Origin of the sequence: Pseudoalteromonas holothuriae, from assembly GCF_945859825.1 — a bacterium.
Classification (GTDB): domain Bacteria; phylum Pseudomonadota; class Gammaproteobacteria; order Enterobacterales; family Alteromonadaceae; genus Pseudoalteromonas; species Pseudoalteromonas holothuriae.
The window spans coordinates 1-548 of sequence record NZ_CAMAPC010000082.1 but is presented as its reverse complement, the minus strand read 5'-3'; the positions used below and the strand labels follow the sequence as shown (position 1 = coordinate 548).

Here is a 548-nt window from a genome sequence, read left to right as displayed (position 1 = left end):
GGAGGGGGGAGTATTACAGCGAACCATGATGGCGTATTGGCATCGCGTTTGGCGTATTTTTTAAATTTATCGGGTCCGGTAATGGCATTAAATACGGCATGTTCATCGGGTTTGGTTGCGATGCATCAGGGCAGTATGGCGTTACGTCATGGTGCGTGTGATGCGGTGTTGGTAGGCGCGGTGAATTTGATGCTGACGGAGCAGGTTCAACGGGGGATGTTACAGGCGGGAATGTTATCGGACAGTGGTGCGTGTAGGGCGTTTTCAAAGGATGCGGATGGCATAGTACCGGGCGAAGCTGCGGTAGTGCTAGCGGTGAGAAGGAAAGGAGAAGCCCAGAGTTCAGGAGATAGGATTTACGCGGAGCTTGCAGGGATAGGGGTTAATTATGACGGTAAGACGAATGGTATAACGGCACCAAGTGGAGCGGCGCAAAGTGCGTTGTTGCAGCAGATATATGATGAGTATGATTTAGATATAGGGCAGTTGGGTTATATAGTGGCTCATGGAACGGGAACGAAGCTGGGAGATTCGGTGGAGTTAACGGC

General features: G+C 51.1%; 1 protein-coding gene. It reads left to right on the top strand.

The window, feature by feature from the left end; translation table 11 throughout:
* Window positions 1–548: beta-ketoacyl [acyl carrier protein] synthase domain-containing protein (locus OCI93_RS20975; protein WP_261627266.1), on the top strand; the 548-nt coding region annotated here is incomplete at both ends.